Raw genomic sequence first — 22,987 nt, 5'->3', positions numbered from 1 at the left:
TTAATAAGTCCGGACTTTAGGTTCGAAAGTCGGAACAGTCTTCGGCGAGAAGTTCACGGCACGCTTGGTGACGCGCTTGTCACCCGGGAAGTACAGGGTGTGGCACAGCCAGTTTTCGTCGTCACGATCTTCGAAGTCTTCACGGGCGTGAGCACCGCGCGACTCTTTACGTACTTCGGCCGCGATGGCGGTAGCTTCAGCCACTTCCAGCAGGTTTTGCAGTTCCAGCGCTTCGATACGGGCAGTGTTGAACGCCTGCGACTTATCGTTGATCTTCACGTTGGCAATGCGGGTACGCAGGTCAGCGAGCTGAGCGATACCTTTCTGCATGTATTCGCCGGTACGGAATACACCGAAGTAGTTCTGCATGCAGCTTTGCAGCTCGCGACGCAGGGTAGCAACGTCTTCGCCATCGGTACGGTTGTTCAGCGCGTTCAGACGCGACAGGGCAGCTTCGATGTCGGCTTCGGTAGCGTCGTCGTATTCGATGCCGTCGGTGAGCGCCTTTTCCAGGTGCAGACCAGCAGCGCGGCCGAATACCACCAGGTCGAGCAGCGAGTTGCCGCCCAGACGGTTGGCACCGTGCACCGATACGCAAGCCACTTCACCTACTGCGAACAGACCAGGGATGATCTGGTCCACGCCTTCAGCGTTCTGGGTGATCGCCTGGCCGTGAATGTTGGTGGCAACGCCGCCCATCATATAGTGGCAAGTCGGAACAACCGGAACCGGCGCAACAACCGGGTCAACGTGAGCGAAAGTCTTCGACAGTTCGCAGATGCCTGGCAGACGGCTGTGCAGCACTTCCTCGCCCAGGTGGTCGAGTTTGAGCATTACGTGGTCGCCATTCGGACCGCAACCGTTGCCGGCGATGATTTCTTTAACCATCGAACGAGCAACCACGTCACGACCGGCAAGGTCTTTGGCGTTCGGAGCATAACGCTCCATGAAACGCTCGCCGTGCTTGTTGATCAGGTAACCACCTTCACCACGGCAACCTTCGGTAACCAGTACACCGGCGCCGGCGATGCCGGTCGGGTGGAATTGCCACATTTCGATGTCTTGTACCGGCACGCCAGCACGCAGAGCCATGCCGACGCCGTCACCGGTGTTGATCAGGGCGTTGGTGGTGGAAGCGTAGATACGACCTGCACCGCCGGTAGCCAGTACGGTGGCCTTGGCGCGAATGTAGGTGGTTTCGCCGGTTTCGATGCAGATAGCGATCACACCGACGAATTCACCTTCCTGGTTTTTCACCAGGTCGACAGCGTAGTACTCGTTCAGGAACGTGGTACCGGCTTTCAGGTTGCCCTGATAAAGGGTGTGCAACAGTGCGTGACCGGTACGGTCGGAAGCGGCGCAAGTACGTGCAGCCTGACCGCCTTTACCGTAATCCTTGGACTGACCACCGAACGGACGCTGGTAGATACGGCCCTGCTCGGTACGCGAGAACGGCAGACCCATGTGGTCCAGCTCGAAAACTGCAGCCGGGCCTTCCTGACACATGTATTCGATAGCGTCCTGGTCACCGATGTAGTCGGAACCCTTGACGGTATCGTACATGTGCCAGCGCCAGTCATCGTTCGGGTCAGCGGACGCGATTGCGCACGTGATGCCGCCCTGGGCGGATACGGTGTGCGAACGGGTCGGGAAGACCTTGGTGATCACGGCAGTCTTGTGACCGCCCTGTGCCAGTTGCAGCGCAGCGCGCATGCCGGCACCGCCACCACCAATAATGATGGCGTCGAAAGAAATCGTTGGAATGTTAGCCATGACTCAGATACCCCAGAGAATCTGCACACCCCAGACGAAGTAAGCGAACATCGCAACGCCGCATACTGCCTGGAAAAGGAAACGTACTGCAGTCGCGGACTTGCCCAGCGCCATTGGCGTCAGGTAGTCGGTCGCGATGGTCCACATGCCGACCCAGGCGTGAGCGCCAAGGGCAACGAGGGCCAGCAGACTGAAGATACGCATCCCGTTGTGAGCGAACAGGCCGTGCCACTGGTCGTAGCCAATGCCCGGATTCGCTGCAAGGTATCCGATCAGGAAGATGAAATAAGCCGCGAGAACAACCGCAGACACACGTTGCGCCATCCAATCATAGAGGCCCGAACGCGAAAGGTTCGTAACGCTGGTTACCATATCCAAACTCCTGCCAGAACGATCAGCACCACGGAAACGGCGATGATAATTTTCGAGCCCAGGCGGCCGCCTTCCAGCGTCTCACCGATGCCCATGTCCATGATCAAGTGGCGCACACCGGCTACCAGGTGATACAGCAGAGCGGACAGGAGGCCCCATGCTACGAACTTGGCCAGCGGACTGGTCAAGCATGCCTTCACCTCGGCAAAACCTTCCTCGGAACCCAGAGACTTGCCCAATGCATAAAGCATGAAGCCGATACCCAGGAAGAGGATGATGCCGGAAACACGGTGAAGAAACGACGTAACGCCGGTGATGGGGAGTTTGATGGTCCTTAGGTCTAGGTTTACAGGTCGTTGGCTTTTCACGGCTTTTTTTTCACACTGAAGAGCCCCTAACAATCAGGGCAAAGTTGTTGGGGAGTGCACTGGTCAGGTAACCACCACCCAGGGATGCGACCCCCAACAAAGCTGGCCCAAAAGCCCTTGGCGGTCGGTGGCCGAGTATAGACAGTTAGGTTACTAATGACAACGCAATCACCTACCCCCAATAGCTGATTGCACAAGTCGTATAAAAGGCGTAAATGGCAGTCAATTTCGAGGAAAAAGTGCGCTTAAAGCCTTCTGGAGCAAGACTTTAGGCAAATTGACATTCGAATTTATCTCACTATAGTGGTGCGGGCCCTGCGTGGGGGGTCTGTCTGATGGTTCAAGCATAAATAGGAGGCCACATGGCTGACAAAAAAGCGCAGTTGATCATCGAGGGCGCAGCCCCCGTCGAGCTGCCCATTTTAACCGGCACCGTTGGTCCCGATGTAATCGATGTTCGGGGCCTGACGGCCACGGGCCGCTTCACTTTCGACCCAGGTTTCATGTCGACCGCCTCGTGCGAATCGAAGATCACCTATATCGACGGCGACAACGGCATTCTGTTGCACCGCGGCTACCCGATCGAACAGCTGGCTGAAAAATCGGACTACCTGGAAACCTGCTACCTGCTGCTCAACGGCGAACTGCCGACCGCAGAGCAGAAGGCCCAGTTCGTCAGCACCGTGAAAAACCACACCATGGTTCACGAGCAGCTGAAAACCTTCTTCAACGGTTTCCGTCGCGACGCCCACCCGATGGCCGTCATGTGCGGTGTAGTCGGCGCCCTCTCGGCCTTCTACCACGACTCCCTCGACATCAATAACCCGCAGCATCGCGAAATTTCCGCGATCCGTCTGGTTGCCAAGATGCCGACCCTGGCAGCGATGGTTTACAAGTACTCCATGGGCCAACCCATGATGTACCCGCGCAACGATCTGACGTACGCGGAAAACTTCCTGCACATGATGTTCAACACCCCGTGCGAGATCAAACCGATCAGCCCGGTGCTCGCCAAGGCCATGGACCGGATCTTCATCCTCCACGCCGACCACGAGCAGAACGCGTCGACTTCCACTGTGCGTCTGGCCGGCTCTTCGGGTGCCAACCCGTTCGCCTGTATCGCCGCCGGTATCGCCGCACTGTGGGGCCCTGCCCACGGCGGTGCGAACGAAGCCGTGCTGACCATGCTTGACGAGATTGGCGATGTTTCCAACATCGACAAGTTCATCGCCAAGGCCAAGGACAAGAACGATCCGTTCAAACTGATGGGCTTCGGTCACCGCGTTTACAAGAACCGCGATCCTCGCGCGACTGTAATGAAGCAGACCTGCGACGAAGTACTGAAGGAACTGGGCATCAACAACGATCCGCAACTCGAACTGGCCATGCGCCTGGAAGAGATCGCGCTGACCGACCCGTACTTCATCGAACGCTCGCTGTACCCGAACGTCGACTTCTACTCGGGGATCATCCTCAAGGCGATCGGCATTCCGACCAGCATGTTCACCGTGATTTTCGCGCTGGCACGTACCGTTGGCTGGATCTCCCACTGGAAAGAAATGCTCTCCAGCCCGTACAAGATTGGCCGTCCGCGCCAGTTGTACACCGGCTACGAGTCGCGTGACATTACCAAGCTGGAAGACCGCAAATAAGATTTGTCTTGCGATGAAGTCTTGAGTTGTACCGGGAACGGCCTCTATTTATATAGGGGCCGTTTTTGTTTGTCTGGGGTTTGGGATTGGGGGCATATCCGTTTCTTCGGGTGCTGCCGCTGGCGGTTTCGCTCTTACAGCGAGTCCCTTTTTCAAACGCCAAAAAGGAACCAACAGGCTTTGCCCCTGGCGTACGGCACTTCGCTTAGGCTCAGTATTCCCTCGCTACGGTGTCCATCCGGGGGCATCGCCTACGGTTTGCTTCGCTTGAATGCGGCTGCGCCGCACGGCGCTGCGCGCCTACCCCCCGGATGAACACCTACGCTCGGCCTGCCGATGGGGCAAAAGATCAAAAGCCAAAGCCAAAGCCAAAGCCAAAGCAAGATCAAAAGCCAGATCAAGAGCCCCTCACCCTAGCCCTCTCCCGGAGGGAGAGGGGACTGATCGAGGTGTTTGGGGAAGCTACGCCGACGTGCGATACCGCGTTGAACTCAGGCTTTGAAAAGCACCGAAATCAGCACCCTCTCCTTCCACTCCCGGAGGGAGAGGGGACTGATCGTGGTGTTTGGGGGAGATACGCCGACGTGCGATACCGCGTTGAACTCAGATTCTGAAAAGCTCACAAATCGGCTCCCTCTCCCTCGGGAGAGGGCTGGGCTGAGGGGCAGCAACAACGCAAATCAAAAGCCGAACATCCGCTCTTAACCACTCAATAGGCCGAGTGTCAGCTCGCCTGCTCTTGATCTTGATCCACGGGCGACGTCGGAAGGCTGAGTGGAGGGATTGATCCGGGCGTGGGAGCGCAGCGACCGTTTGGCGTAGCCAAACACAGCGAGAGGAGGTGCAGCGCAGCAAACCGTAGGCGCTGCGCCCGGATCGATCCCGCAGCGAAGGAACCCCGAGCCCCAGCGAGCGGGCCGCACGTAGGAGCAAGCGTTTTTTTGCTTACTTTTTTTAGGCGTTTGTAAAAAAAGTGAGTCGCCGTAAGGGCGAAACCCTAAGAAGCCGTTACCGCAGCAACGGATATGTACACAGCTCTAGCCGATAACCGCCCAATAAAAATGCCCCGATCTCTCAACCGGGGCATTCAGCACAACATTACAAAACCATCAAACCATCAATGCGAAACCGCCCCACTCGCCCCCAACCCAGTCTGCGAACGCACAAACTGCGGGAAGAACAGCGCCCGCTCATTGTCCGCAGCCGCCGACTTGTCAGTAATCGAGAAGAACCAGATCCCCACAAAAGCAATGATCATCGAGAACAACGCCGGGTACTCGTAAGGGAAGATCGCCTTCTCATGATGCAGAATCTGCACCCAGATGGTCGGCCCAAGCACCATCAAACCAACGGCACTGACCAGCCCCAACCAGCCGCCAATCATCGCCCCACGAGTGGTCAGCTTCTTCCAGTACATCGAAAGCAACAGCACCGGGAAGTTACAGCTCGCCGCGATCGAGAACGCCAAGCCCACCATGAAGGCAATGTTCTGGCTTTCAAACAGGATACCCAAGCCAATCGCCAACACAGCCAAGGCAATGGTGGTGATCTTCGAGACACGAATCTCGTCCTTCTCGTTCGCCTTGCCCTTCTTGATCACACTGGCATACAGGTCGTGAGAAACCGCCGAGGCACCCGCCAGCGTCAGGCCTGCCACAACCGCCAGAATGGTTGCGAACGCCACCGCCGAGATAAAGCCGAGGAAGATACTGCCTCCAACTGCGTTGGCCAGGTGCACCGCCGCCATGTTGTTGCCGCCCAACAGCGCGCCAGCAGCATCTTTGAAGGCCGGGTTGGTGCTGACCAGCAGGATCGCGCCAAAGCCGATGATGAAAGTCAGGATGTAGAAGTAGCCAATGAAGCCAGTTGCGTAGAGCACACTCTTGCGAGCTTCTTTTGCGTCACTCACGGTGAAGAAGCGCATCAGAATGTGTGGCAGGCCAGCGGTACCGAACATCAGCGCCAGACCCAGCGAGAAGGCCGAAATCGGGTCCTTGACCAGACCGCCCGGGCTCATGATCGCTTCGCCCTTGGCGTGAACCTTGATCGCTTCGGAGAACAATGTGTTGAAGTCAAAGCCTACGTGCTTCATCACCATCAGCGCCATGAACGAGGCACCGGACAGCAACAGCACAGCCTTGATGATCTGCACCCAGGTGGTCGCCAGCATGCCGCCGAACAGCACGTACATGCACATCAGCACACCGACCAGAATCACCGCGACGTGATAGTCCAGACCGAACAACAGCTGAATCAGCTTGCCGGCACCGACCATTTGCGCGATCAGGTAGAACGCCACGACCACCAGCGAACCGCAGGCAGACAGGGTGCGAATCTGGGTTTGCCCGAGGCGGTAGGACGCCACGTCGGCAAAGGTGTATTTACCCAGGTTACGCAGACGCTCGGCGATCAGGAACAGGATGATCGGCCAGCCCACCAAAAAGCCGATCGAGTAGATCAGGCCATCGTAGCCGGAGGTGAACACCAGTGCGGAAATCCCCAGGAAGGACGCCGCCGACATGTAGTCACCGGCAATCGCCAGACCGTTCTGGAAACCGGTAATTTTACCGCCCGCCGCATAGTAGTCGGCCGCCGAGTTGTTTTTCTTCGAGGCCCAGTAGGTGATGTACAACGTCGCGCCAACGAAGGCGACGAACATCAGGATCGCAGGAATGTTCAGCGGCTGTTTGGCCACCTCCCCCGTCAACGCGTCAGCCGCCCAGACACCCGGTGCGAAAGTCGCAACACTCAATAAAGCCAGTAGACGCCGGATCATTGCTGAGCCTCCTTGAGAATCGCATTGTTCAGGTCGTCGAACTCGCCATTGGCGCGGCGCACATAGATAGCGGTGAGGATGAATGCAGAAAGAATCAGTCCGACACCAATCGGGATGCCCCAGGTAATCGAGGACTCAGGACTGAGTTTCGCGCCCAGAATATGCGGCCCGTAAGCGATCAGAAGAATGAAGCCAGAGTAAAGCCCAAGCATGATCGCCGAGAGTATCCAGGCGAACTTTTCCCTTTTTCGCACCAGCTCCTTGAATCGGGGACTGTTTTGAATCGAGAGGTAAATGCTGTCGTTCATTGTTTTTATCCTCGCAGCACAGATTATTATTGGAACATAGCTAATGTATGCGGCTGCGAGCGCGGTAACAGACGACCTTAGTAGTAGAACGCCATGACACTTTTGCCAATTTCCGGTACGCCACAAAACAACTGTGGGAGCGAGCCTGCTCGCGAAGGCGTCGGTTCAGTCGATGTTTGTATCAACTGATAGATCGCATTCGCGAGCAGGCTCGCTCCCACAGGGTTAGGCGGTGAAGCTTTTATTTGGTCCAGTCAGCCACGCGATCCGGGTGCTTGGCCACCCAATCCTTGGCCGCCGCGTCAGGCTTGGCACCGTCCTGAATCGCCAGCATGACTTCGCCGATTTCGTCTTTCGACGCCCACTGGAAGTTCTTCAGGAACTTGGCCACTTCCGGCGCTTTGGTTGCCAGTTCTTTGCTGCCGATGCTGTTCACGGTTTCAGCTGCACCGTACACGCCTTTCGGGTCGTCGAGGAAGCGCAGTTTCCACTTGGCGAACATCCAGTGCGGCACCCAACCGGTGACGGCGATGGATTCGTTTTTCTTCTCGGCACGGGTCAGCTCGGCGATCATGCCGGCGCCGGAACTGGCCTTGAGGGAATACTTGTCGAGGCCGTAATCCTTGATCGCCTGATCAGTCTTGAGCATCACGCCTGAACCGGCGTCGATGCCGACGATGCGATTCTTGAAGGTGTCATCGGTTTTCAGGTCTTCGATCGACTTGGCTTTAACGTACTCCGGCACGATCAGGCCGATTTTCGCATCCTTGAAGTTCGGGCCGTAATCGACGACCAGATCCTTGTTCTTCGTCCAGTATTCGCCGTGGGTCACTGGCAGCCAGGCCGAGAGCATGGCGTCGAGCTTGCCGGTGGCAACACCCTGCCACATGATCCCGGTGGCGACGGCTTGCAGCTTCACGTCGTAGCCGAGTTTCTGTTTGATGACTTCGGCCGCCACGTGGGTGGTCGCGACGCTGTCGGACCAACCGTCAACGTAACCGATGTTCAGGGTCTGTTTTTCTGCGCTGGCGAAAGTGGAACTCATCGCAAGCACCAGAGCGGCACCTGCGCCTAAAAGTCGTCGCATCTTCATCGTTACTTCCCCGAAATGCTGCGCCCGACGGATGCCGGGCATCGTCAACGTATTGTTATGGTGCACAGCGCCCCCATCACGCCTGACCGCAAACCAACTCGAACATCAGCGGAGTACTGATGCCCTGATCATCAACCTGACGCCGCAGGCGACCTGCTCTGTCAGCGACCTCAAGGCAACGAGAAACGACATCAGAAGGCCATTAATCGCGACTATATAAATGACGCCAAATAATCCGCCCGAACTTTGCATGTGCAAATCATGCAGGTCACCAACCCCTCTATAAATGCAGGTAACATGCCTCGCTTTGCAGCCACTCGGCCTGACCATGTCCGCGACTTCCCGTTTCCCCACTCTGCCTTATCTCTTCGCCTGCCTGCTCGGGCTGTTTGCCCTCGGTGGTTTCTGGTACGGCCTCGGCCAACCGGTGATTCTGCCGGATGCGGCGACGCCGACGCACAAGCTGCAGTGCGCCTCGTACACACCGTTCGATAAAGACCAATCACCGTTCGACGTGCCATTCAAACTGCGCCCGGAGCGCATGGACGCCGACCTCGCGTTGCTGGCGACTCGCTTTGAGTGCATTCGTACCTATTCGATGACGGGCCTTGAGGCGCTACCGGATCTGGCGCGTAAACATGGTCTCAAATTGATGATCGGCGCATGGGTCAACAGCAACCCGGTAGACACCGAGAAAGAAGTCGACCTGCTGATCGCCTCGGCCAACGCCAACCCGGACGTGGTCAGTGCAGTGATCGTCGGTAACGAGGCGCTGCTGCGCAAGGAAGTCACCAGCGCGCAACTGGTCCGTTTGATCAACAAGGTCAAGAGCCAGATCAAGCAACCGGTCACCTACGCCGATGTCTGGGAGTTCTGGCTCAAGCATCCGGAAGTCGCGCCGGCAGTGGACTTCCTGACCATCCATTTGCTGCCGTACTGGGAAGATGATCCATCAAACATCGATGCCGCCCTGCAACATGTCGCGGATGTGCGCCAAGTGTTCGGCAACAAGTTCGCACCGAAAGACGTGATGATCGGTGAAACCGGCTGGCCGAGCGAAGGCCGCCAGCGTGAGACCGCCCTGCCGAGTCGGGTCAACGAGGCCAAATTCATTCGTGGTTTTGTCGCAATGGCCGAGAAAGAAGGCTGGCATTACAACCTGATCGAAGCCTTTGACCAACCGTGGAAGCGCGGCAGTGAAGGCGCGGTCGGCGGTTACTGGGGGCTGTTCGACGCGGATCGTCAGGACAAAGGCGTGCTCGCCGGGCCGGTGACCAACGTGCCGTACTGGAAGGAATGGCTGGCGGTCGGTGGTTTGATTTTTCTTGGCACACTGATGCTCGGCGGTCGCGTTCGCACGGCGCGCTCGGCGCTGGTGTTGCCGCTGCTGGGCGCCCTCGCCGCCTGCTCGATTGGCGCTTGGGGTGATCTGGCGCGGGTGACTACGCGATTTGCCAGTGAGTGGCTATGGGTCGGTGTACTGACCGCGTTGAATCTGTTGGTGTTGGCCCACGCAGCATTGACGTTGAGCCCGCGCACTGGCTGGCGTGAACGGGCGTTCAATCTGCTGGAGCGACGCGCCGGCTGGCTGGTCGCGGCGGCAGGTTTTGCCGCTGCGGTGATGATGCTGGAGATGGTGTTCGATCCGCGTTATCGCAGCTTTGCGAGCATGGCGTTTGTGCTGCCGGCGCTGGTTTATCTGTGTCGCCCGGTGAGTGTGCCGCGCCGGGAAATTGCCCTGCTGACGTTTATTGTCGGCGCGGGGATTGCGCCACAGTTGTATCAGGAAGGTTTGCAGAATCAGCAGGCGTGGGGCTGGGCGCTGGTGAGTGTGTTGATGGTGGCTGCTTTGTGGCGCTGCCTGCGCGTTCACAAGATTTAATATTCATCGACTGAAATGCCCAATCGCGAGCAGGCTCACTCCTACAGTTTGGAATGCGTTCCCCTTGTAGGAGTGAGCCTGCTCGCGATAGCTGACGATCAGACGCTGCGGGACTTACGGACCAACCGCAACCCGGCAATCACCAACGCAAACACCGCCAACGTGGTGTTGTACAACGCCAGTGCCGGCACCCCAAACACCAGCGCCAGCACCGCCAGCCACCACCCTGCCCGCCCGGGCACGACAAAACCGATCAGCGCCGCGCCCAGCGCCGTCCAGCCCAGCACCTTGAAGTGAATCATCAAGCCCAGATTCGAACGCACCTGACATTCCCAGCGGCTGGCCTCATCCACGCAGATGCCCACCCATTTTCCGTCTTCCATAAAGCCATAACGCGCTCCATAACTGGCGGCCAGCCACAACGGCAACAGAACGAGCAGCAAAATCACGGGCAAGCGGCGGGACATGAAACACTCCAATCTTCGGGAATCGGCGGCCAGCTTAATCTGCCGCCAGCCGTTCGCAAGAACTAACAACTGTTAACTGTTCATTCAGTCGGTGCAAAGTGTATCGTCCAGCTACTATTACTCCGAATTCTGCCTGTTTGGTGCCGCAGCATGGCACTTTGGCGCAACCCCGGTGGTCATAGCCTGCGAACTTCATTCGGCACCTTCCTCTAAGGGATCTAGTCATGCTCCGTTCCTTGCGCTTCGCCGCGCTGTTCAGCGGCCTTATTTTGAGTGCGTCCGCACTGGCGGTGGATATCGATGCCGCCAGCTATGGCTACCCGCTGACCAATCCGTTCGAGGCGACCATCGCCACGACCCCGCCCGATTTACGCCCGGAGCTGCCGCTGGACGACGACATCAATCAGTCGGACCGCAGCCTGACGTTGCGCCCCGAGCGAGAGTTCATCCTGCCAGACAACTTCTGGGCGGTGAAAAAGCTCACCTACCGCATCGCCACCCAGGACAAACCGGCTCCGCTGATCTTCCTGATCGCCGGCACGGGCGCACGCTATGACAGCACGCTCAACGAATACCTGAAAAAGCTTTACTACAAGGCCGGCTACCACGTCGTGCAGTTGTCGTCGCCGACCAGTTTTGACTTCATCAGCGCTGCCTCGCGTTTCGCCACCCCGGGCGTGACCAAGGAAGACGCCGAAGACATGTACCGGGTGATGCAGGCTGTACGGGCGCAGAATCCGAAACTGCCGGTGACCGAGTATTACCTGACCGGTTACAGCCTCGGTGCTCTGGATGCCGCGTTCGTCGCGCATCTGGACGAGACGCGCCGCAGCTTCAACTTCAAGAAAGTCCTGCTGCTCAACCCGCCGGTCAACCTTTACACCTCGGTCACCAACCTCGACAAACTGGTGCAAACCGAAGTTAAAGGCATCAACACCAGCACGACATTCTATGAGCTGGTGCTGTCCAAGCTGACTCGCTACTTCCAGCAGAAAGGCTACATCGACCTCAATGACGCGCTGCTCTACGACTTCCAGCAGTCCAAGCAACACCTGACCAACGAACAGATGGCGATGTTGATTGGCACCTCGTTCCGTTTCTCGGCAGCCGACATTGCGTTCACCTCGGACCTGATCAACCGTCGCGGCCTGATCACCCCGCCGAAATTCCCGATCACCGAAGGCACCAGCCTCACGCCGTTCCTCAAGCGTGCGCTGCAATGCGATTTCGATTGCTACCTGACCGATCAAGTGATCCCGATGTGGCGTGCGCGCACCGACGGCGGCAGCCTGCTGCAACTGATCGATCAGGTCAGCCTGTATGCGCTGAAGGATTATCTGCATGACAGCCCGAAAATCGCCGTGATGCACAACGCCGATGACGTGATCCTCGGCCCGGGCGACCTCGGTTTCCTGCGCAAGACCTTCGGTGATCGCCTGACCGTTTACCCACTGGGCGGCCACTGCGGCAACCTTAACTACCGCGTCAACAGCGACGCCATGCTGGAGTTCTTCCGTGGCTAAATATCTCCTGCTGATTGCAGCGCTTCTCTGCGCAGGCGTGGCCCAGGCCGACAACAGCAAAGCTAACGCGCCCGTCGTGGTCGACAGCGACGGCTTCAAGGAGCCGCTGTCCAAACTCAAATTCAACCCGGGGCTGGATCAGCGCGAGTTCGAGCGCTCGACGCTCAACGCGCTGAACGTCTACGACCCGCTGGAATCGTGGAACCGCCGGGTTTACCACTTCAACTATCGCTTCGACCAATGGGTGTTCCTGCCGGTGGTCGATGGCTACCGTTACATCACACCCAGCTTTTTGCGCACGGGCGTGAGCAACTTCTTCAACAACCTCGGTGACGTGCCAAACCTGGTCAACAGCCTGTTGCAGTTCAAGGGCCAGCGTTCGATGGAAACCACCGCGCGCCTGCTGCTCAACACCACCATCGGCATCGCCGGTCTGTGGGATCCGGCCACCGCCATGGGCCTGCCGCGTCAGAGCGAAGACTTCGGTCAGACGTTGGGCTTCTATGGGGTGCCGGGGGGTGCGTATTTCGTGCTGCCGATCTTCGGCCCGTCGAACATCCGCGATACCGCAGGTCTGGCCGTGGATTACACCACCGAATCGGCGATCAACTTCCTCAACGTCTCGGAAGTCAGCTCCAACCATCCGGAAGTCTGGGCCCTGCGTGCGGTCGACAAGCGTTATCAGACCAGTTTCCGTTATGGCCAGATGAACTCGCCGTTCGAGTACGAGAAAGTGCGTTACGTGTACACCGAAGCGCGCAAGTTGCAGATCGCCGAGTAATTCCGACAGGCACAAAAAAGGGCCATTCGATGCGAGTCGAATGGCCCTTTTTCATGGCATCACACAGATCAAATTGTAGGAGTGAACCTGCTCGCGATGGCGGTGTGTCAGGCGACACTTATGAGGCGGATACACCGCTATCGCGAGCAGGCTCACTCCTACAAGGGTTTTGTGTTGAATGTCAGTTTTTCAGGGCTTTCCAGATTTTGCCGACGACAGAAACCACCGCCAACACCACCGCACCGGCAATAATCCCCGCCACGCCATTGAGCAACATCGGCACCGCAAACCCGACACTGCCGGCCGCCGCGCCAACACCTTCAATCCAGTGATGAATCACCGGCACGCCGTGGGTGAGAATGCCGCCACCGACCAGGAACATCGCTGCCGTACCGACCACCGACAAGGTTTTCATCATGTACGGTGCGGCGCTGAGGATGGCGCTGCCGACTTTCTTCGCGAACTGCCCAGGTTTTTGCGTCAGCCACAGACCGAGATCGTCGAGCTTGACGATGCCCGCCACCAGACCATAAACGCCGACAGTCATGACGATGGCGATACCAGACATCACAATCACTTGCTGCGTCAACGATGCATCCGCCACGGTGCCCAAGGTGATCGCGATAATCTCTGCCGAGAGGATAAAGTCAGTGCGGATCGCGCCTTTGATCTTGTCCTTCTCGAATGCCACCAGATCGGTCGCCGGATCAGCAACTGCTTCAGTCAGTTGCGCATGTTCGGCCTCGTCTTCAGCCTTGCTGTGCAGAAATTTGTGCGCAAGCTTCTCGAAACCTTCGAAACACAGGTACGCACCACCGACCATCAACAGCGGCGTCACCAGCCACGGCACGAACGCACTGATCGCCAGCGCAGAGGGCACCAGAATCAGTTTGTTGACGAACGAGCCTTTGGCTACAGCCCAGACCACGGGAATTTCCCGCTCGGCACGTACACCGGAGACCTGCTGGGCGTTGAGCGCCAGATCGTCGCCGAGCACGCCGGCAGTCTTCTTGGCGGCCATTTTGCTCATCAACGCCACGTCGTCCAGCACGGTGGCAATATCGTCGACCAGCACCAGCAAACTGCTTCCTGCCATGAATCCTGTTTCCTTTTATGTATGAATGTTGCGAAGCATAACGCGACCTTAGACCACGCGGGGCATTCTTGAGCGTCGCGCGAGGCCGGTGCTACCATGAGCAACCGCCAGAACAGGCAAGGAACCACCGGGTTTATGAGCACAATCCGCGAGCGTAACAAAGAACTGATCCTGCGTGCCGCCAGTGAGGAGTTTGCCGACAAGGGCTTCGCTGCGACCAAAACCAGCGACATCGCCGCCAAGGCGGGATTGCCCAAGCCCAACGTTTACTACTACTTCAAGTCCAAGGAAAACCTCTACCGCGAGGTGCTGGAAAGCATCATCGTGCCGATTTTGCAGGCCTCGACCCCGTTCAACCCGGACGGCGTGCCAAGCGAAGTGCTGAGTGGCTACATCCGCTCGAAGATCCGCATCTCCCGCGACCTGCCCTTCGCCTCGAAAGTATTCGCCAGCGAAATCATGCACGGCGCCCCGCACCTGAGCGCCGACCTGGTCGAGCAGCTCAACGGCCAGGCCAAGCACAACATCGACTGTATCCAGAGCTGGATCGACCGCGGGCAAATAGCCCCGATCGACCCCAACCACCTGATGTTCAGCATCTGGGCCGCAACCCAGACCTACGCCGACTTCGACTGGCAGATTTCTGCGGTCACGGGTAAAGACAAGCTGGACGAGGCAGATTATGAAGCGGCGGCGCAGACGATTATCCGGTTGGTGTTGAAGGGGTGTGAGCCGGACTGAAACACCGTGGAGACTGCTTCGCGAGCAGGCTCGCTCCCAAATTGGATCTGTGGCGTTCACAAATCCCCTGTGGGAGCGAGCCTGCTCGCGAATGGCGGCAACACAGAATAACGCTCAAACCCAAATCGCATCCCACAGCGGATAGTCGCCAAGCTTCTCCACCAGCCCGGCCCGCAACGGGTTGGCCACGACATATCGCGCCATTTTCACCAAATCGTCTTCCCGCCTCAGCGCGCGGTCATGAAACCCTCTCTGCCAGAGAACGCTGTTTCCACCGGAAGCTTGCCTGACGGCCTTGGTACTCAGCGATTTGGTTTTTTGCATCACCTCACTCAATGAACCTCGTCGCAATTCAATCAGCCAATGGAAATGATCTGGCATCACTACCCAGGCTAATGAGTTCACCAGCCCCGAATCTTGCGCGTGTCGAAATTGATCAGCGACCAGTTTTCCCAAGGCAAAATCCGTGAAAATCGGCTTTCGTTGATAAGTGGTGCTGGTTAACAGATAGATTCGACTGACTTCGGTATAGCGCCCGACTCGCAATTTATGTGCAGCAGGTAGATCCGGCATTCCTTTGCCCTCTGTGATCAGGTCATGAAAAGGCTAGTACCGGGAAAGACAAATGGAGCGGTCAACTGTTGGCTGGATGTGTCTGGTAGATAGCAATCGCGAGCAGGCTCACTCCTACAGGGGATCTGGGGTGTTCATACATTTTGTGTCTGAACAAAAATTCCTGTAGGAGTGAGCCTGCTCGCGATAGCGGTTATTCAATCAACGCAGATTCAAGCAGCCCCCCCCGCATCCGCCCGCAACTCCAGCGCCTCCACCGCCCTGATCGCCACCTGCTCATCAATATCCGAAAAATCCCCGCTAATCCCGATCGCGCCCAGCACATTCCCCGCCTGATCCCGAATCAACACACCACCCGGCGCCGGCACGACGCTGCCCTGGCCCATGCTGTTGAGCGCGGCAATAAACGCCGGGCGTTGTTGTGCGTCCAGTGCGAGCAGGCGCGAGCCTTTACCGAGGGCGATGGCGCCCCAGGCTTTGCCAATGGCGATATTCGGACGCAGCAGGCTGGCGCCGTCTTCGCGTTGCAGGGCGATCAGGTGGCCGCCGGTATCGAGTACCGCGATGGTCAGCGGCGCGGCGTTGATGCCCCGCCCTGTATTGATGGCTTCGTTGACCAGGTTGACTGCGACTTTCAAGGTTAAAGCGCTCATGGTGCCGTCCTCATTTTGTTATAGGGAAAGTCGTGGACCTGCGGTTTTCTGCCGCAGGCCGATGCAACAAATAGAACACAATGAGTTATTTTTTTGTATACAATAATTCTCGAAAAGCGCCACATGCGACGAAAAGCCACACTCAGACAGGCTTCCGACGAATGAAACAGGCGCTTGAGAAAATGGATTGACCTGCGCCGTCCGCCGTGAATACACTCTGCGCAAAGCCACTTGTATACAATTACAAAACGTAAAGAGGCACAAAACCATGAGCAAAATGAGAGCAATCGAAGCCGCCGTTCTGGTGATGCGCCGTGAAGGGGTTGATACCGCTTTTGGCATCCCGGGCGCTGCCATCAACCCGCTGTACTCCGCCTTGCAGAAAGTCGGTGGCATCGATCACGTCCTTGCTCGCCACGTTGAAGGCGCCTCGCACATGGCCGAGGGCTACACCCGCACCAAGGCCGGCAACATCGGCGTGTGCATCGGGACTTCCGGCCCTGCCGGTACCGACATGGTCACCGGGCTCTACAGCGCCTCGGCCGACTCGATTCCAATCCTCTGCATCACCGGCCAGGCACCCCGCGCCCGTATGCACAAGGAAGACTTCCAGGCTGTCGACATCACCAGCATCGTCAAGCCAGTCACCAAGTGGGCGACCACTGTTCTGGAACCAGGCCAAGTGCCTTATGCGTTCCAGAAAGCGTTCTTTGAAATGCGCTCCGGCCGTCCAGGCCCGGTGCTGATCGATCTGCCGTTCGACGTGCAGATGGCCGAGATCGAATTCGACATCGACGCTTACCAGCCGCTGCCATTGGCCAAACCGACCGCGACCCGCGTGCAGGTCGAAAAGGCTCTGGCTTTGCTGGATCAGGCTGAACGTCCACTGCTGGTGGCCGGCGGCGGCATCATCAACGCCGACGCCAGCGATCTGCTGGTTGAATTCGCTGAACTGACCGGCATCCCGGTGATCCCGACCCTGATGGGCTGGGGCACCATCCCTGACGATCACCCGTTGATGGTCGGCATGGTTGGTCTGCAGACTTCGCACCGTTACGGCAACGCGACCATGCTGAAATCCGACGTGGTGTTGGGGATCGGCAACCGCTGGGCCAACCGTCACACCGGTTCGGTTGACGTTTACACCGAAGGTCGCAAGTTCATTCACGTCGACATCGAAGGCACGCAGATCGGTCGTGTGTTCACGCCGGATCTGGGCATCGTTTCCGACGCCGCTGCAGCACTGACCGTGTTCATCGAAGTGGCCCGTGAATGGCAAGCCGCCGGCAAGCTGAAAAACCGCAGTGCCTGGCTGCAAGACTGCCAGCAGCGCAAAGCCAGCCTGCATCGCAAAACCCACTTCGATAACGTGCCGGTCAAACCACAGCGCGTTTACGAAGAAATGAACCAGGTGTTCGGCAAGGACACCTGCTACGTCAGCACCATTGGTCTGTCGCAGATTGCCGGCGCGCAGTTCCTGCACGTCTACAAGCCGCGTCACTGGATCAACTGTGGCCAGGCAGGCCCGTTGGGCTGGACCATTCCGGCAGCGCTGGGCGTGGTGAAGGCCGATCCGAACCGTAAAGTCGTGGCCCTGTCGGGGGACTATGACTTCCAGTTCATGATCGAAGAACTGGCGGTCGGCGCTCAGTTCAAACTGCCGTACATCCACGTCGTGGTGAACAACTCGTACCTGGGTCTGATCCGTCAGGCACAGCGCGGGTTCGAAATGGACTACTGCGTGCAGCTGTCCTTCGATAACCTGAACGCGCCGGAACTCAACGGTTACGGTGTTGACCACGTCGCAGTGGCTGAAGGCCTCGGCTGTAAGGCACTGCGTGTGTTCGAACCCTCGGAAATCGCCCCTGCCCTGCGCAAGGCCGAACAGATGATCGAAGAGTTCAAAGTGCCGGTGATCGTCGAGATCATTCTGGAGCGTGTGACCAACATCTCCATGGGTACCGAGATCAACGCCGTCAACGAATTCGAAGACCTGGCGCTGGTCGGCAACGATGCGCCAACGGCGATTTCGCTGCTTGATTAACTGCTGACCGCTGATCGTTCCCACGCTCTGCGTGGGAACGCAGCCCGGGACGCTCTGCGTCCCAAAGCGGACGCAGAGCGTCCATTGAGGCATTCCCACGCAGAGCGTGGGAACGAGAATCTAGAACGGGAGACCACCATGCCGCGTTTCGCAGCCAACCTGTCCATGCTGTTCACCGAACAGGATTTCCTTGCCCGTTTCGACGCCGCCGCCAAGGCTGGTTTCAGCGGTGTCGAGTACCTGTTCCCGTACGACTTCAGCTCCGCCGAAATCAAGGCCAAGCTCGACGCCAACGGTCTGACCCAAGTGCTGTTCAACCTGCCGGCCGGTGACTGGGCCAAGGGCGAACGCGGTATCGCGTGCTTGCCGGATCGTGTCGAAGAGTTCCGCGCCGGTGTCGATCTGGCCATCGCTTACGCGCAAGTGCTGGGCAACACCCAGATCAACTGCCTGGCCGGTATCCGTCCGCAAGGCGTTGACGAAGCCACCGTGGAAAAGACCTTCGTTGCCAACCTGAAATACGCCGCCGACAAGCTGCAGGCAGCGGGCATCAAACTGGTGATGGAAGCGATCAATACCCGCGACATCCCGGGCTTCTACCTGAACAACACGGCGCAAGCCCTGTCGATTCGCGAACAGGTCGGCAGCGCCAATCTGTTCCTGCAATACGACATCTATCACATGCAAATCATGGAAGGCGATCTGGCCCGCACCCTGCAATCGCACCTGAGCGAGATCAACCATGTGCAGCTCGCGGACAACCCTGGGCGTAACGAACCAGGCACCGGTGAAATCAACTACCGCTTCCTGTTCGAACACCTCGATCGCATCGGTTATCAGGGTTGGGTCGGCTGTGAATACAAGCCGCTGACCACCACCGAAGCAGGCCTGGGCTGGCTGAAAACCCACAACGCAATCTGACTTACACATGACCCTGTAGGAGCTGCCGAAGGCTGCGATCTTTTGATCTTGACCTTCAAAAGCAAAGTCAAAAGATCGCAGCCTTCGGCAGCTCCTACGGCTGTTTATAAAAACAAGAGGATTTTCTCATGGCTAAAATCGGATTTATCGGCACCGGCATCATGGGCCACCCAATGGCTTCGAACCTGCAGAAAGCCGGTCACAGCCTGTTCCTGTCGGCGCACCACGACGCCGCCCCTGCTGACCTGGTTGCCGCTGGCGCCGTCGCCCTGGCCAACCCGCGCGAAGTCGCGCAGGAAGCAGAATTCATCATCGTCATGGTCCCGGATACCCCACAGGTCGACGACGTACTGTTCCGCGCCGACGGCGTTGCCGCAGGTCTGAGCAAAGGCAAAATCGTCATCGACATGAGCTCGATCTCGCCGACCGCTACCAAAGCGTTCGCGGCGAAGATCAACGAGAAAGGCGCGCAATACCTCGACGCACCGGTATCCGGTGGTGAAGTCGGCGCCAAAGCCGCGACCCTGAGCATCATGATCGGTGGCGACGCCGATGCCTTCGAACGCGCTCTGCCGCTGTTCCAGGCCATGGGCAAGAACATCACCCTGGTCGGTGGCAATGGCGACGGTCAAACCGCCAAAGTCGCGAACCAGATCATCGTTGCCCTAAACATTCAGGCCGTCGCTGAAGCCCTGCTGTTCGCTTCGAAAAACGGTGCCGATCCAGCCAAGGTGCGTGAAGCACTGATGGGCGGTTTCGCGTCCTCGAAGATCCTTGAAGTGCACGGCGAGCGCATGATCAAAGGCACCTTCGATCCAGGCTTCCGCATCAGCCTGCACCAGAAGGACCTGAACCTGGCCCTGCAAGGCGCCAAGGAGCTGAACATCAACCTGCCGAACACCGCCAACGCCCAGCAAGTGTTCAGCACCTGCGCGGCCATCGGTGGCAGCAACTGGGACCACTCGGCGCTGATCAAAGGTCTGGAGCACATGGCCAACTTCTCGATTCGCGACAACAAATAAGCCCTGCCCCGTCGCTCGTTCCCACGCTCCGCGTGGGAATGCAGCCCGGGACGCTCCGCGTCCCTGCCGAAGCAGACGCAGAGCGTCCATTGAGGCATTCCCACGCAGAGCGTGGGAACGATCATCAGCATTAACCAAGAACAATAAGATTGGGAGCCCGCCATGTCGGTCGATCCGCAACAACTGCTGCGCGAGCTGTTTGCCACAGCCATCGACGCGGCCCATCCGAACCAGGTCCTCGAAACCCATCTGCCTGCCGATCGCAGCGGCCGGGTGATCGTCATCGGTGCCGGCAAAGCCGCCGCCGCGATGGCGCAAGTGGTCGAGCGTTGCTGGGAAGGTGAAGTGTCTGGCCTGGTGGTGACCCGTTACGGTCACGGCGCCCCGTGCGAAAAAATCGAAGTGGTCGAAGCCGCACATCCGGTGCCGGACGCTGCCGGTCTGGCCGTGGCCAAACGCGTGCTCGAACTGGTCAGCAACCTGAGCGAAGACGACCGCGTGATCTTCCTGCTCTCCGGTGGCGGCTCTGCCCTGCTGGCGTTGCCGGCCGAAGGCATCACCCTCGCTGACAAGCAGTCGATCAACAAAGCCCTGCTGAAATCCGGCGCGACCATCGGCGAGATGAACTGCGTGCGCAAGCACCTCTCGGCGATCAAGGGCGGCCGTCTCGGCAAGGCTTGCTGGCCTGCCACTGTCTACACCTACGCGATTTCCGATGTACCGGGCGACCTCGCCACGGTCATCGCTTCCGGCCCGACCGTGGCCGACCCAAGCACTTCCGCTGAAGCGCTGGCGATCATCAAACGCTACGGCATCGAGATCCCCGCTTCCGTGCGCAACTGGCTGCAAAGCCCTGAGTCGGAAACCGTCAAACCCGGCGATCCATCCTTGGCGCGCAGCCACTTCCAGTTGATCGCCCGTCCTCAGCAATCCCTGGACGCTGCTGCGGTGAAATGCCGTCAGGCCGGGTTCAGCACGCTGATCCTCGGCGACCTCGAAGGCGAATCCCGTGAAGTGGCGAAAGTCCACGCCGGCATCGCCCGCCAGATCATCCATCACGGTCAGCCATTGGCAGCGCCGTGCGTGATTCTCTCCGGCGGCGAAACCACCGTGACCGTGCGCGGCAATGGCCGTGGCGGGCGCAACGCCGAATTCCTCTTGAGCCTGACCGAGAACCTCAAAGGCCAACCCGGCGTTTACGCCCTGGCCGGTGACACCGACGGCATCGACGGCTCGGAAGACAACGCCGGCGCGATCATGACCCCGGACAGCTACGCCCGCGCCGCCGCCCTCGGTTTGAGCGCCAGCGACGAGCTGGATAACAACAACGGCTACGGCTATTTCGAGGCGCTCGATGCGCTGATCGTCACCGAGCCGACCCGCACCAACGTCAACGACTTCCGCGCCATTCTGATCCTTGAGAGCTGCAAATCATGACGCCTGATAAAAAGGTCAAAATCCTCGCCACCCTTGGGCCTGCCGTCGACGGCATTGAAGACATCCGTGAGCTGGTCGAGGCCGGGGTGAATATCTTCCGCCTGAACTTCAGCCACGGCGATCACGCCGACCACGCCAAGCGCTATCAGTGGATCCGCGAAGTCGAGCGCCAGCTCAACTATCCGCTGGGCATTCTGATGGACTTGCAGGGGCCGAAACTGCGCGTCGGAAAGTTCGCTGACGGCAAGGTGCAGCTGCATCGTGGACAGGCGTTCCGTCTGGATCTGGACGCGACGCCGGGCGATGAACGCCGGGTAAATCTGCCGCATCCGGAAATCATCGCGGCGCTGGAAGCGGGCATGGATCTGCTGCTCGACGACGGCAAACTGCGTCTGCGCGTGGTCACCAAGTACGACGATGCGATCGATACCACCGTGCTCAATGGCGGCGAACTGTCGGACCGCAAAGGCGTCAACGTGCCGCAAGCGGTGCTCGACCTCAGCCCGCTGACCGCCAAGGATCGCCGCGACCTGAGCTTCGGGCTGGAACTGGGTGTGGATTGGGTCGCGCTGTCGTTTGTGCAGCGCCCGCAGGACATCATCGAAGCCCGCGCACTGATCGGCGACAAAGCCTTTTTGATGGCGAAAATCGAGAAGCCTTCGGCCGTTGAGCAGCTGCGTGAAATCGCTGAATTGAGCGACGCGATCATGGTGGCTCGCGGTGACCTCGGCGTCGAAGTGCCGGCCGAAAGCGTGCCGCAGATTCAGAAAAACATCATCACCACTTGCCGTGAACTGGGCAAACCGGTGGTGGTGGCGACGCAGATGCTGGAATCGATGCGCTTCTCCCCTGCTCCGACCCGCGCTGAGGTGACGGACGTTGCCAACGCCGTGGCCGAAGGTGCCGATGCGGTGATGCTCTCGGCGGAAACCGCCTCCGGCGAGTACCCGCTGGAAGCCGTGCAGATGATGAGCAAGATCATTCGCCAGGTTGAGAACGGTCCGGATTATCAGACCCAGCTCGACGTCAGTCGGCCGAAAGCCGAGGCAACCGTTTCCGATGCCATCAGTTGCGCGATCCGGCGCATCAGCAACGTGCTGCCGGTGGCGGTGTTGGTCAACTACAGCGAGTCGGGAACGTCGAGCTTGCGTGCGGCGCGGGAGCGGCCGAAAGCGCCGATCCTCAACCTGACGCCGAACCTGCAAACCGCACGCCGTTTGAGCGTGGCGTGGGGGATTCATTCGGTGGTCAACGATCGCCTGCGTCAGGTCGACGAAGTCTGCTCGACCGCGCTGGAAATCGCCCAGGCGCAGGGTATGGCCGAGCGTGGTGACACGCTGCTGATTACTGCCGGCGTGCCGTTCGGCCAGCCGGGTTCGACTAACTCGCTGCGGATCGAAACATTGATTTAAGCCCCCCACCATGATCGTTCCCACGCTCTGCGTGGGAATGCGGCCCGGGACGCTCTGCGTCCCAAGAGCAGACGCAGAGCGTCCTTTGAGGCA

Annotated in this window: 20 protein-coding genes; 10 read left to right on the top strand and 10 right to left on the bottom strand. The window is 58.7% G+C overall.

The genetic code is table 11. From position 1 onward, the window contains the following. The 3 genes from sdhA to sdhC are packed head-to-tail and all read right to left on the bottom strand — an operon-like array spanning nt 1 to nt 2,513. Complete coding sequence (sdhA, locus tag QOM10_RS08540; RefSeq protein ID WP_038363946.1) at nt 1-1,773, bottom strand: succinate dehydrogenase flavoprotein subunit; 1,773 nt, start codon at nt 1,771-1,773, stop codon at nt 1-3. Nucleotides 1,774-1,776: 3 nt separating this feature from the next. Then, nucleotides 1,777-2,145 (bottom strand): succinate dehydrogenase, hydrophobic membrane anchor protein, encoded by a 369-nt coding sequence (sdhD, locus tag QOM10_RS08535; protein WP_007977503.1) that lies wholly within the window; start codon nt 2,143-2,145, stop codon nt 1,777-1,779. Continuing rightward, the gene (gene sdhC / locus QOM10_RS08530; RefSeq protein WP_034156251.1) at nt 2,139-2,513 is read right to left on the bottom strand and encodes a succinate dehydrogenase, cytochrome b556 subunit; all 375 of its coding nucleotides are present in this window, start codon (nt 2,511-2,513) and stop codon (nt 2,139-2,141) included. Before sdhC ends, sdhD begins: the two co-directional genes overlap by 7 nt. A 362-nt stretch (nt 2,514-2,875) precedes the next feature. Here sdhC and gltA point away from each other — a divergent pair, with 362 nt between their 5' ends. After that, nucleotides 2,876-4,165 (top strand): citrate synthase, encoded by a 1,290-nt coding sequence (gltA, locus tag QOM10_RS08525; protein ID WP_003222994.1) that lies wholly within the window; start codon nt 2,876-2,878, stop codon nt 4,163-4,165. Nucleotides 4,166-5,282: 1,117 nt separating this feature from the next. Here gltA and QOM10_RS08520 read toward each other — a convergent pair. The 3 genes from QOM10_RS08520 to QOM10_RS08510 form a co-directional block, all read right to left on the bottom strand. Continuing rightward, entirely contained in the window at nt 5,283-6,941 is a 1,659-nt protein-coding gene (locus QOM10_RS08520) for a cation acetate symporter (protein WP_150752222.1), read from the bottom strand. Continuing rightward, nucleotides 6,938-7,249 carry a DUF485 domain-containing protein gene (locus tag QOM10_RS08515; RefSeq protein ID WP_007919908.1) on the bottom strand — a complete coding sequence of 104 codons (312 nt, stop codon included), beginning with the start codon at nt 7,247-7,249 and terminating at the stop codon, nt 6,938-6,940. The genes QOM10_RS08520 and QOM10_RS08515 overlap by 4 nt, the downstream gene beginning before the upstream one ends. A 241-nt stretch (nt 7,250-7,490) precedes the next feature. After that, nucleotides 7,491-8,342 carry a glycine betaine ABC transporter substrate-binding protein gene (locus tag QOM10_RS08510; RefSeq protein WP_105709413.1) on the bottom strand — a complete coding sequence of 284 codons (852 nt, stop codon included), beginning with the start codon at nt 8,340-8,342 and terminating at the stop codon, nt 7,491-7,493. 286 nt (nt 8,343-8,628) lie between these two features. Between QOM10_RS08510 and QOM10_RS08505 the strand changes: the two genes are divergently transcribed. After that, nucleotides 8,629-10,224 (top strand): glycosyl hydrolase family 17 protein, encoded by a 1,596-nt coding sequence (locus tag QOM10_RS08505; RefSeq protein ID WP_316917866.1) that lies wholly within the window; start codon nt 8,629-8,631, stop codon nt 10,222-10,224. A gap of 98 nt (nt 10,225-10,322) precedes the next feature. Here the strand turns inward: QOM10_RS08505 and QOM10_RS08500 are convergent, their stop codons facing one another. Then, a complete protein-coding gene (locus QOM10_RS08500; protein ID WP_077571702.1) occupies nt 10,323-10,691 on the bottom strand; it encodes a hypothetical protein in 369 nt (122 codons plus the stop codon). A 224-nt stretch (nt 10,692-10,915) separates the two neighbouring features. Here QOM10_RS08500 and QOM10_RS08495 point away from each other — a divergent pair, with 224 nt between their 5' ends. After that, a complete protein-coding gene (locus tag QOM10_RS08495) occupies nt 10,916-12,214 on the top strand; it encodes a serine/threonine protein kinase (protein ID WP_034151543.1) in 1,299 nt (432 codons plus the stop codon). Continuing rightward, a complete protein-coding gene (locus QOM10_RS08490; protein ID WP_127926343.1) occupies nt 12,207-12,995 on the top strand; it encodes a VacJ family lipoprotein in 789 nt (262 codons plus the stop codon). The genes QOM10_RS08495 and QOM10_RS08490 overlap by 8 nt, the downstream gene beginning before the upstream one ends. Before the next feature lie 181 nt (nt 12,996-13,176). On the opposite strand, the gene QOM10_RS08485 is transcribed toward QOM10_RS08490, so the two are convergent. Then, a complete protein-coding gene (locus tag QOM10_RS08485; RefSeq protein ID WP_160038819.1) occupies nt 13,177-14,091 on the bottom strand; it encodes a DUF808 domain-containing protein in 915 nt (304 codons plus the stop codon). Nucleotides 14,092-14,226: 135 nt separating this feature from the next. Here QOM10_RS08485 and QOM10_RS08480 point away from each other — a divergent pair, with 135 nt between their 5' ends. Further along, nucleotides 14,227-14,832 (top strand): TetR/AcrR family transcriptional regulator, encoded by a 606-nt coding sequence (locus tag QOM10_RS08480; protein ID WP_007919931.1) that lies wholly within the window; start codon nt 14,227-14,229, stop codon nt 14,830-14,832. A 114-nt stretch (nt 14,833-14,946) separates the two neighbouring features. On the opposite strand, the gene QOM10_RS08475 is transcribed toward QOM10_RS08480, so the two are convergent. Both QOM10_RS08475 and QOM10_RS08470 read right to left on the bottom strand, forming a co-directional pair. Beyond that, the gene (locus QOM10_RS08475; RefSeq protein ID WP_150774397.1) at nt 14,947-15,405 is read right to left on the bottom strand and encodes an REP-associated tyrosine transposase; all 459 of its coding nucleotides are present in this window, start codon (nt 15,403-15,405) and stop codon (nt 14,947-14,949) included. Between the two features lie 212 nt (nt 15,406-15,617). Further along, nucleotides 15,618-16,058 (bottom strand): GlcG/HbpS family heme-binding protein, encoded by a 441-nt coding sequence (locus tag QOM10_RS08470; protein WP_150752218.1) that lies wholly within the window; start codon nt 16,056-16,058, stop codon nt 15,618-15,620. A 268-nt stretch (nt 16,059-16,326) separates the two neighbouring features. On the opposite strand from QOM10_RS08470, the gene gcl reads away from it, so the two are divergent. The 5 genes from gcl (at nt 16,327) to pyk (ending at nt 22,894) form a co-directional block, all read left to right on the top strand. Further along, nucleotides 16,327-18,102 (top strand): glyoxylate carboligase, encoded by a 1,776-nt coding sequence (gene gcl, locus QOM10_RS08465; protein WP_008083509.1) that lies wholly within the window; start codon nt 16,327-16,329, stop codon nt 18,100-18,102. Nucleotides 18,103-18,240: 138 nt separating this feature from the next. Next, on the top strand, nt 18,241-19,023 hold the full coding sequence (gene hyi, locus QOM10_RS08460) for a hydroxypyruvate isomerase (protein ID WP_316917865.1): 783 nt from the start codon (nt 18,241-18,243) through the stop codon (nt 19,021-19,023). 128 nt (nt 19,024-19,151) lie between these two features. Next, nucleotides 19,152-20,045, top strand: a complete 894-nt coding sequence (locus QOM10_RS08455; RefSeq protein ID WP_007919937.1) for a 2-hydroxy-3-oxopropionate reductase — start codon at nt 19,152-19,154, stop codon at nt 20,043-20,045. A gap of 162 nt (nt 20,046-20,207) precedes the next feature. Beyond that, nucleotides 20,208-21,482, top strand: a complete 1,275-nt coding sequence (locus tag QOM10_RS08450; protein WP_316917864.1) for a glycerate kinase — start codon at nt 20,208-20,210, stop codon at nt 21,480-21,482. Then, the gene (gene pyk / locus QOM10_RS08445; protein WP_110720781.1) at nt 21,479-22,894 is read left to right on the top strand and encodes a pyruvate kinase; all 1,416 of its coding nucleotides are present in this window, start codon (nt 21,479-21,481) and stop codon (nt 22,892-22,894) included. Before QOM10_RS08450 ends, pyk begins: the two co-directional genes overlap by 4 nt. The last annotated feature ends 93 nt before the right edge of the window (nt 22,895-22,987 follow it).

Origin of the sequence: Pseudomonas sp. P108, from assembly GCF_032613195.1 — a bacterium.
Taxonomy (GTDB): Bacteria; Pseudomonadota; Gammaproteobacteria; order Pseudomonadales; family Pseudomonadaceae; genus Aquipseudomonas.
Note: the sequence above shows the minus strand (reverse complement) of the source record. Positions and strands in the feature narration are given on the sequence as shown.

Coding starts and splice junctions, on each gene's coding strand:
- pyk (WP_110720781.1), top strand. CDS start 21,479: ATGACGCCTGATAAAAAGGTCAAAATCCTCGCCACCCTTGGGCCTGCC.
- QOM10_RS08505 (WP_316917866.1), top strand. CDS start 8,629: ATGCAGGTAACATGCCTCGCTTTGCAGCCACTCGGCCTGACCATGTCC.
- QOM10_RS08500 (WP_077571702.1), bottom strand. CDS start 10,691: ATGTCCCGCCGCTTGCCCGTGATTTTGCTGCTCGTTCTGTTGCCGTTG.
- sdhD (WP_007977503.1), bottom strand. CDS start 2,145: ATGGTAACCAGCGTTACGAACCTTTCGCGTTCGGGCCTCTATGATTGG.
- QOM10_RS08475 (WP_150774397.1), bottom strand. CDS start 15,405: ATGCCGGATCTACCTGCTGCACATAAATTGCGAGTCGGGCGCTATACC.
- hyi (WP_316917865.1), top strand. CDS start 18,241: ATGCCGCGTTTCGCAGCCAACCTGTCCATGCTGTTCACCGAACAGGAT.
- sdhA (WP_038363946.1), bottom strand. CDS start 1,773: ATGGCTAACATTCCAACGATTTCTTTCGACGCCATCATTATTGGTGGT.
- QOM10_RS08520 (WP_150752222.1), bottom strand. CDS start 6,941: ATGATCCGGCGTCTACTGGCTTTATTGAGTGTTGCGACTTTCGCACCG.
- QOM10_RS08455 (WP_007919937.1), top strand. CDS start 19,152: ATGGCTAAAATCGGATTTATCGGCACCGGCATCATGGGCCACCCAATG.
- QOM10_RS08480 (WP_007919931.1), top strand. CDS start 14,227: ATGAGCACAATCCGCGAGCGTAACAAAGAACTGATCCTGCGTGCCGCC.
- QOM10_RS08485 (WP_160038819.1), bottom strand. CDS start 14,091: ATGGCAGGAAGCAGTTTGCTGGTGCTGGTCGACGATATTGCCACCGTG.
- QOM10_RS08515 (WP_007919908.1), bottom strand. CDS start 7,249: ATGAACGACAGCATTTACCTCTCGATTCAAAACAGTCCCCGATTCAAG.
- QOM10_RS08450 (WP_316917864.1), top strand. CDS start 20,208: ATGTCGGTCGATCCGCAACAACTGCTGCGCGAGCTGTTTGCCACAGCC.
- QOM10_RS08495 (WP_034151543.1), top strand. CDS start 10,916: ATGCTCCGTTCCTTGCGCTTCGCCGCGCTGTTCAGCGGCCTTATTTTG.
- gcl (WP_008083509.1), top strand. CDS start 16,327: ATGAGCAAAATGAGAGCAATCGAAGCCGCCGTTCTGGTGATGCGCCGT.
- gltA (WP_003222994.1), top strand. CDS start 2,876: ATGGCTGACAAAAAAGCGCAGTTGATCATCGAGGGCGCAGCCCCCGTC.
- QOM10_RS08510 (WP_105709413.1), bottom strand. CDS start 8,342: ATGAAGATGCGACGACTTTTAGGCGCAGGTGCCGCTCTGGTGCTTGCG.
- QOM10_RS08470 (WP_150752218.1), bottom strand. CDS start 16,058: ATGAGCGCTTTAACCTTGAAAGTCGCAGTCAACCTGGTCAACGAAGCC.